The organism is Paraburkholderia sp. RL17-347-BIC-D, from assembly GCF_046027915.1.
GTDB lineage: Bacteria > Pseudomonadota > Gammaproteobacteria > Burkholderiales > Burkholderiaceae > Paraburkholderia.
This window is the reverse complement of sequence record NZ_JARESS010000022.1, coordinates 152,437-158,930: the sequence shown is the minus strand read 5'-3', so window position 1 is coordinate 158,930 and position 6,494 is coordinate 152,437. Positions and strand designations below refer to the sequence as shown.

At 61.8% G+C, this 6,494-nt stretch carries 7 protein-coding genes; 2 read left to right on the top strand and 5 right to left on the bottom strand.

What is annotated here, in order from left to right; genetic code table 11:
- Positions 1–59: 59 nt before the first annotated feature.
- The 3 genes from kynA to kynB are packed head-to-tail and all read right to left on the bottom strand — an operon-like array spanning position 60 to position 2,921.
- Entirely contained in the window at positions 60–992 is a 933-nt protein-coding gene (gene kynA, locus P0D96_RS27170; RefSeq protein WP_408286744.1) for a tryptophan 2,3-dioxygenase, read from the bottom strand.
- 10 nt (positions 993–1,002) lie between these two features.
- Positions 1,003–2,253 carry a kynureninase gene (kynU, locus tag P0D96_RS27165; protein ID WP_408316419.1) on the bottom strand — a complete coding sequence of 417 codons (1,251 nt, stop codon included), beginning with the start codon at positions 2,251–2,253 and terminating at the stop codon, positions 1,003–1,005.
- Positions 2,254–2,282: 29 nt separating this feature from the next.
- Positions 2,283–2,921 (bottom strand): arylformamidase, encoded by a 639-nt coding sequence (gene kynB, locus P0D96_RS27160; protein WP_408286747.1) that lies wholly within the window; start codon positions 2,919–2,921, stop codon positions 2,283–2,285.
- Between the two features lie 131 nt (positions 2,922–3,052).
- On the opposite strand from kynB, the gene P0D96_RS27155 reads away from it, so the two are divergent.
- Positions 3,053–3,568, top strand: coding sequence for an Lrp/AsnC family transcriptional regulator (locus P0D96_RS27155; RefSeq protein ID WP_012434188.1), 516 nt, complete (start codon positions 3,053–3,055; stop codon positions 3,566–3,568).
- Positions 3,569–3,692: 124 nt separating this feature from the next.
- On the opposite strand, the gene P0D96_RS27150 is transcribed toward P0D96_RS27155, so the two are convergent.
- Entirely contained in the window at positions 3,693–4,202 is a 510-nt protein-coding gene (locus P0D96_RS27150; protein ID WP_132373332.1) for a flavin reductase family protein, read from the bottom strand.
- A gap of 257 nt (positions 4,203–4,459) precedes the next feature.
- On the opposite strand from P0D96_RS27150, the gene msrA reads away from it, so the two are divergent.
- The gene (gene msrA / locus P0D96_RS27145) at positions 4,460–5,008 is read left to right on the top strand and encodes a peptide-methionine (S)-S-oxide reductase MsrA (RefSeq protein WP_408179836.1); all 549 of its coding nucleotides are present in this window, start codon (positions 4,460–4,462) and stop codon (positions 5,006–5,008) included.
- 28 nt (positions 5,009–5,036) lie between these two features.
- On the opposite strand, the gene P0D96_RS27140 is transcribed toward msrA, so the two are convergent.
- Positions 5,037–6,455, bottom strand: a complete 1,419-nt coding sequence (locus P0D96_RS27140; RefSeq protein WP_408316417.1) for a DUF72 domain-containing protein — start codon at positions 6,453–6,455, stop codon at positions 5,037–5,039.
- Between the last annotated feature and the right edge of the window lie 39 nt (positions 6,456–6,494).

Genomic DNA, 6,494 nt, shown 5'->3' with positions numbered 1-6,494 from the left:
AAAAGGCCAACACCCCAAGAGCACAGAAAAAGAAAGCGCCGCGCAGGCAAAAAATCTATCTACAGCATAGTCCGCACATGCCAAAGCTCCGGAAACAAAACCACATCCAACATCTTCCGAAGATAAGTTGCCCCACTGGTGCCACCAGTCCCTTGCTTAAACCCAATAATCCTCTCAACGGTAGTGACATGCCTGAACCGCCACTGCCGAAAAGCATCCTCGAGATCGACAAGCTCCTCAGCCATCTCATAGAGCTCCCAATGTTGAGAAGGATTCCGATAAACCTCCAACCAGGCCGCTTCAACGGAAGCATCATGCACAGTAGGCTGACTCCAATCCCGCTCCAACCGAGAAGGTGAAATCGCAAACCCCCGCCGAGCGAGCAACCGCACAACTTCATCATAAAAAGAAGGCGCTTCCAACGAAGCCTTAACCTCAGCAAGTACATCAGCCCGATGCGCATGCGGCTTCAGCATCTGCTCATTCTTATTCCCAAGCAAAAACTCAATCTGCCGATACTGATACGACTGAAACCCGGAAGAACTCCCCAGATAAGGCCGCATCGCCGTGTACTCAGACGGCGTCATCGTCGCGAGAACGCTCCAGGCCTGTACGAGCTGCTCCATAATCCGCGACACACGCGCAAGCATCTTGAACGCCGGCGGCAATTCATCACGATGCACAGCCTGCAACGCCGCGCGCAACTCATACAGCGCAAGCTTCATCCACAACTCGCTCGTCTGATGCTGAATAATGAACAGCATCTCGTTGTGATCCGGCGACAACGGATGCTGCGCATCCAGCACCGTCCCCAGCGACAGATAATCGCCGTAACTCATCGACTCCGAAAAATCGAGCTGAGCGTTATGCCAGCCATCGCCGGAATCAGCGGCAGGGGAGGCCGCTTGAGCCGCAACACTCCCATGCCCAAACGGACATCCCTGCGCCGGTTTCTCTTCCGGCAGGCCCGGCGTTTGCATGTGATCGGTCATCGCGCGCTCCTCAGGTCACTGCGCCGCGCGCGGCGAATTCGGGTGCCCGCCAGGTCTCCTTCACGAGCACCTCGCGCAACGTTTCCACCGCATCCCACACATCGACAAAGCGCGTATACAGCGGCGTCAATCCAAACCGCAACACATGCGGCTCACGATAATCGCCGATCACCCCACGCGCGATCAGCGCTTGCATCACCTCGTATCCATGCGGATGTTCAAAACTCGCATGCGACCCACGCTGCGCATGCTCACGCGGCGTAACGAGCTTCAACGGAAATTCGCTGCAACGCGCTTCGACCAGTTCGATGAACAGATCGGTCAACGCTAGCGACTTCTCGCGAACCGCCTGCATATCGGTTTGCAAAAACACATCGAGTCCGCACTCGACGAGCGACATCGACACCATCGGCTGCGTGCCGCACAGAAAGCGTCCGATGCCGTCATCCGGCTGATACGTCGGATCCATCTTGAACGGCGCGCGATGTCCCCACCAGCCGGACAGCGGTTGCGCGAAGTCATTTTGATGGCCCTTGGGCACCCACACGAACGCGGGCGAACCCGGGCCGCCATTCAGATACTTGTACGTGCAGCCAACCGCATAGTCCGCGCCGACGCCGTTCAGATCGACCGGCACCGCGCCCGCCGAATGCGCGAGATCCCACAGCGCGAGCGCGCCTTTGTCGTGGATCAGCTTCGTGAGCGCGGCCATGTCGTGCATGTAGCCGGTGCGGTAGTTGACGTGCGTGATCATCACGATGGCGGTGTCGTCGCCGATCGCGGCAGGCAGTTCGGAAGGATCGTCGACGAGGCGCAGTTCATAGCCGCGGTCGAGTTGCTCGATCAATCCCTGCGCGATGTACAGGTCCGTCGGGAAATTCGAGCGCTCGGAAACGATCACGCGACGTTTCGGATCGCGCGCATTCGCGACCCGCACAGCCGCCGACAGCAGCTTGAACAGATTGATCGAAATCGTATCGGTGACGACCACTTCGTTTTCCGCCGCGCCGATCAGCGGCGCGAGCTTGTTGCCGAGGCGGCGCGGCAGCTCGAACCAGCCGGCGGTGTTCCAGCTGCGGATCAGGCCTTCGCCCCATTCGGCGCCGATCACGGTCTGTGCGCGCTGCGCGGCGGCCGCGGGCGGCACGCCCAGGGAATTGCCGTCGAGATAAATGGTGGTCGACGACAGCGCGAACTGGTCGCGCAACGTCGCGAGGGGGTCGGCGCTGTCGAGCGCCAGTGCTTCGTCACGGTGGTTCATGGTGATTCCGTCAGTCAGATCAGAGATGTTCATTGAGACTCGGGCAGCGCGCGCAGGATCGCGCGCACCGGGCTTGCATCGAGTGTGGTCAGCTTGAGCGGCAGCGCGATCAGTTCGTAGTCGCCGGGCGCGACGTCGTCGAGCACGATGCCTTCGAGAATCGCCATGCGATGCGCGCGAATCCGGTGGTGAGCATCCATCGTCTTCGACTCCTGCGGATCGAGCGACGGCGTGTCGACGCCGATCAGCTTCACACCGCGCGCGGCCAGCAGGTCGATGGTGTCCGGCGCGACCGCGCAGAACGCGCTGTCCCATGCGGTGGTCGGCGCGTTTCTGTAAGTGCGCAGTAAGACTCGCGGCGGCAAGTCGTCGAGCGAGCCGACGAGGTGTTGTGGCGTCACAACAGGCGATGCGCCGATGCAATGAATCACACGGCATCGGCCGAGGTACGCATCGAGCGGCACTTCGCCGATGGCGGCGCCTTCGGCGTCGTAGTGCAGCGGGGCGTCGGTGTGCGCACCGGTGTGCGGCGACAGCGTCAGCCGCGCGACGTTGACGGGCGAGCCCGCCTCCATGCGCCACACGCGCTCGATGCCCACCGGCGTGTCGCCCGGCCAGACGGGCGTGGCGGTATCGACGGCGGGGGTGATGTCCCAAAGTGTTGGCATAGTCGCATCGGCAGTTTATTGTCTATCCGGGAATGATAGGTGGCTTGCCGCGAAATGTGATTGCGAAAAAATCTCCTTCTGAGCCGTGTCTTGGAACATAATTTGAGACAAACGGGAAAGGGAGACCGAATATGAACGCGATCTCGCTCGACGCCACCGATTGCCGTATCTTGACGGTGCTTCAGCAAGAAGGACGGATCAGCAATCTCGACCTCGCGGAGCGCATTTCGCTCTCGCCGTCAGCCTGTCTACGACGCCTGCGCCTGCTTGAGGAGCAGGGCGTCATCGAACATTACCGCGCGTGTCTTAACCGCGAAGTGCTGGGTTTCGAACTGGAAGCGTTCGTGCAGGTATCCATGCGCAACGACCAGGAGAATTGGCACGAACGCTTCGCGGAAGCGGTGCGCGACTGGCCGGAAGTGGTCGGCGCGTTTGTCGTGACCGGCGAAACGCACTATCTGCTGCGAGTCCTCGCGCACAACCTCAAACATTATTCGGATTTCGTGCTGCAGCGTCTCTACAAGGCGCCGGGTGTGATGGATATTCGTTCGAATATCGTGCTGCAGACGCTCAAGGAAGATTCGGGCGTGCCGGTTTCGTTAGTGAAGAAAACCGGTGGGCATAGCGCCGCGCATAACGATCGCTGACCGAGAGGACGGCCGCGCCGGCAGAACGGCGCGGGCATTTGTTTGAGACGGCGAAGTCCTCGCGCCGCCCGTCATTCCCAAACCACTTGAACCGCCCGCGCCGAATCCAACCGCGGCACCGCGTTCAAAGCGGTTTGAGTCCGTGAAACCGACCGTTCTGAAAAACCAGCGGCGAAGTCTCCGCAGCATTTTCGTGCACGCCGCAGCGCTCCACTTCACCGACGAAAATCACGTGGTCGCCCTCTTCGTAACGGCTGCGGTTATGGCACTCGAACCAGGCGAGCGCGCCGTCGAGCACCGGCATGCCGGTGTCGCCTTCCGCGTGCGACACGCCTTCGAAGCGATCGCCCTTCACGGTCGCAAAGCGCTTGCACAGTTCGAGCTGCGACGCGGCCAGCACATTGACCACGTAGTGACTGTTGGCGCGGAACACCGGCATCGATGCCGAGCGCGTGGCCAGACTCCACAACACCAACGGCGGGTTGAGCGAAACCGAATTAAATGAGCTGGCCGTGATGCCGATCAACTGGCCGGACGACGCGCGCGTTGTAATGACGGTGACGCCGGTGGCAAATTGGCTGAGCGCCTGCTTGAAGGCGTTCTGGTCGAAATTAGGCGGGCTGGCGCGCTTCATCGGGCGCAAGCCCCTGGCGCAAACCGGGTGAATCCCGGACTGAACCCATCGCGCGCACGGCTGGAAACAAATGATTCGAAAGTCATAGTGAAAATCGTCGATTTGTCCCAATTTTAACTGCAATCGCGGCGGATTGGCCGCGACCCCAGCCGGCGCATGAAAAAGCCGCTAAGCTGGAAAGCTCGGATGGTGGCATGAGCGTTGCGGCGAACCGTGGACCGGCATCGGCCGACTATGAGTTTCAAGGAGCGAGCAGCATGAGTCAGACAGGCGAAGTCGCCACCCTCGGTGGCGGGTGTTTCTGGTGCCTCGAAGCGGTGTACCTGGGCGTCGACGGCGTGAGCGCGGTGGAGTCGGGCTATGCGGGCGGCCAGACCCAGCGCCCGACCTACGAGCAGGTGTGCGACGGCGTGACGGGCCACGCCGAAGTCGTGAAGGTCGACTTCGATCCGGCGAAGATCAGCTATCGCGAGATTCTCGATATCTTCTTCGCGATCCACGATCCGACGCAGTTGAACCGGCAGGGCAACGACGTCGGCACGCAATACCGCTCGGTGGTCTTCACCCATTCGGATGCGCAGCGGGAAGCGGCGTTGCAGGCGATTCGCGAGATCGGCGAACAGCGCATTTACGATGCTCAGATCGTTACGCAAGTGCTGCCGCTCGACGGCAATTACTGGCCGGCCGAGGCTTATCACCAGAACTATTTTGCGCAGCACCCGAATCAGGGGTACTGCTCGTTCGTGGTGGCGCCGAAGGTGGCGAAGTTTCGTCAGAAGTTTGCTCACCGGATCAAGGCGAGCTAATGGGACGAGCGGCTGCTTGGCGCGTTGCTCAAACGGCGGAGTCAGGCCGCTGCTCGTTCTCGTCGGATGGCGGAGGTTCACTGTCGTGCTCATGCTCATGAGCGAGCCGCGCATACGCCTCGATAATCGCCCGCGCCAGCTCCACGCAGCTGAGCGGCGCTGATCCTTCCGCTTTATTGTTGATCGCGATCACCACCGGCTGGCCGGCCAGCGCGTAGCGCGCGGCCAGTTCGGCGAGTGACGCGCGGGTCGCCGGGTCGTGGTCGACCAACTGGTTGAACGGTTCGTACTTGGCCTTCGCCCGTTCGTATTTGAAGCCGCCGTGCAGGCTCCAGCGCACGATCAGCGGCCCAGCCGGTTCGCCGTCCAGCAACGCGAGCGCCGCGGCCTGACGCAGCGGATCGGGCATACGCGCATGAATCCCGACGCAATAACGCACGCCCGCCATTTTGAGCGTGCGGATGAAGCGCGGCGTGAGCAGGCTTCCGTCACGGATTTCAATCGCGTAGCAGGCGCTGTCCGGCAGCTTCGGCAAGGCCATCAAAAATTCAGCCAGCCGTTCGATGAATACCGCCGGCTGCGCAAGCATCTGATCCGGCAGCGGCGAAAGCTGGAACACCAGCGCGCCAGCCTTGGCGCCGAGTCCTTCGAGACACGGCGTGACGAAATCGTCGATCGCCATTTGCGCGTTCAGAAAACACGGATTCATCGAGACCGGCTCGCCGCGTTCAGCGCGCACGGTGGCGTCAGTGATCGTCATCGGCGCTTTGACGATGAAGCGGAAGTGCTCGGGCACTTGCTGCGCGTAGCGCAAATACTCAGTGACTGTGAGCGCCTGATAAAACGACCGGTCGATGCTGACCGTCTTCAGTAGCGGATGCGCGCCGTAGGCCGTGAGACCCTCGCGCGACAGTTTGCTGTTGCTGTACTCGTCGCCGTAGACGATGCCGTTCCAGCCTGGAAACGACCACGTCGAGGTGCCGAGGTGGATCTGCGGCGGCAGTTGCGCCGCGAGCGCGAGCAGTTCCGGCGAGGGCGGGGCCGCGAGGATTTCGCGGGTGCGGCGTTTTTTGGGGGCGTCGGAGGGGGCGGGCGTGGTGTTGGCTTTGGGCGGGGTGACGGCATCTTCCGGCGCTGCCGCTTCGTCTTCCTGCCACAGGGAGCCGGCGCTTGCGGCGTTCTTCGCGCGCGGCTGACGCCGGCGCTCGGGCTGCGTCGCGGCTGCGGATGCGGCGGCTGTATCAGCGGGCGAGGTTACCCGCTCCATTGGCTGGTGACCAGTGTCAGCATCTGCCCCAGCCGTCCCACGCGGTAACTTCACACCGCCATCGCCCTTCGCCGAGGCTTCCACCGGCATCCCGAACAGATCGAACTGCACGGCTTCGCCATCGGCGCCAGACTCGCCTTCTACCGGCTGATCAACTTCGCTTGTCCCGCTCTGGTCCATCGGTGTTCGACCTGCTGTTCAAAGGTTGCACCGCGTCGC

What these genes read in the sequence shown, in the direction of transcription:
- kynU (WP_408316419.1), bottom strand. Translation starts at nt 2,253, where the DNA reads ATGAACCACCGTGACGAAGCACTGGCGCTCGACAGCGCCGACCCCCTC.
- msrA (WP_408179836.1), top strand. Translation starts at nt 4,460, where the DNA reads ATGAGTCAGACAGGCGAAGTCGCCACCCTCGGTGGCGGGTGTTTCTGG.
- P0D96_RS27150 (WP_132373332.1), bottom strand. Translation starts at nt 4,202, where the DNA reads ATGAAGCGCGCCAGCCCGCCTAATTTCGACCAGAACGCCTTCAAGCAG.
- kynB (WP_408286747.1), bottom strand. Translation starts at nt 2,921, where the DNA reads ATGCCAACACTTTGGGACATCACCCCCGCCGTCGATACCGCCACGCCC.
- P0D96_RS27140 (WP_408316417.1), bottom strand. Translation starts at nt 6,455, where the DNA reads ATGGACCAGAGCGGGACAAGCGAAGTTGATCAGCCGGTAGAAGGCGAG.
- kynA (WP_408286744.1), bottom strand. Translation starts at nt 992, where the DNA reads ATGACCGATCACATGCAAACGCCGGGCCTGCCGGAAGAGAAACCGGCG.
- P0D96_RS27155 (WP_012434188.1), top strand. Translation starts at nt 3,053, where the DNA reads ATGAACGCGATCTCGCTCGACGCCACCGATTGCCGTATCTTGACGGTG.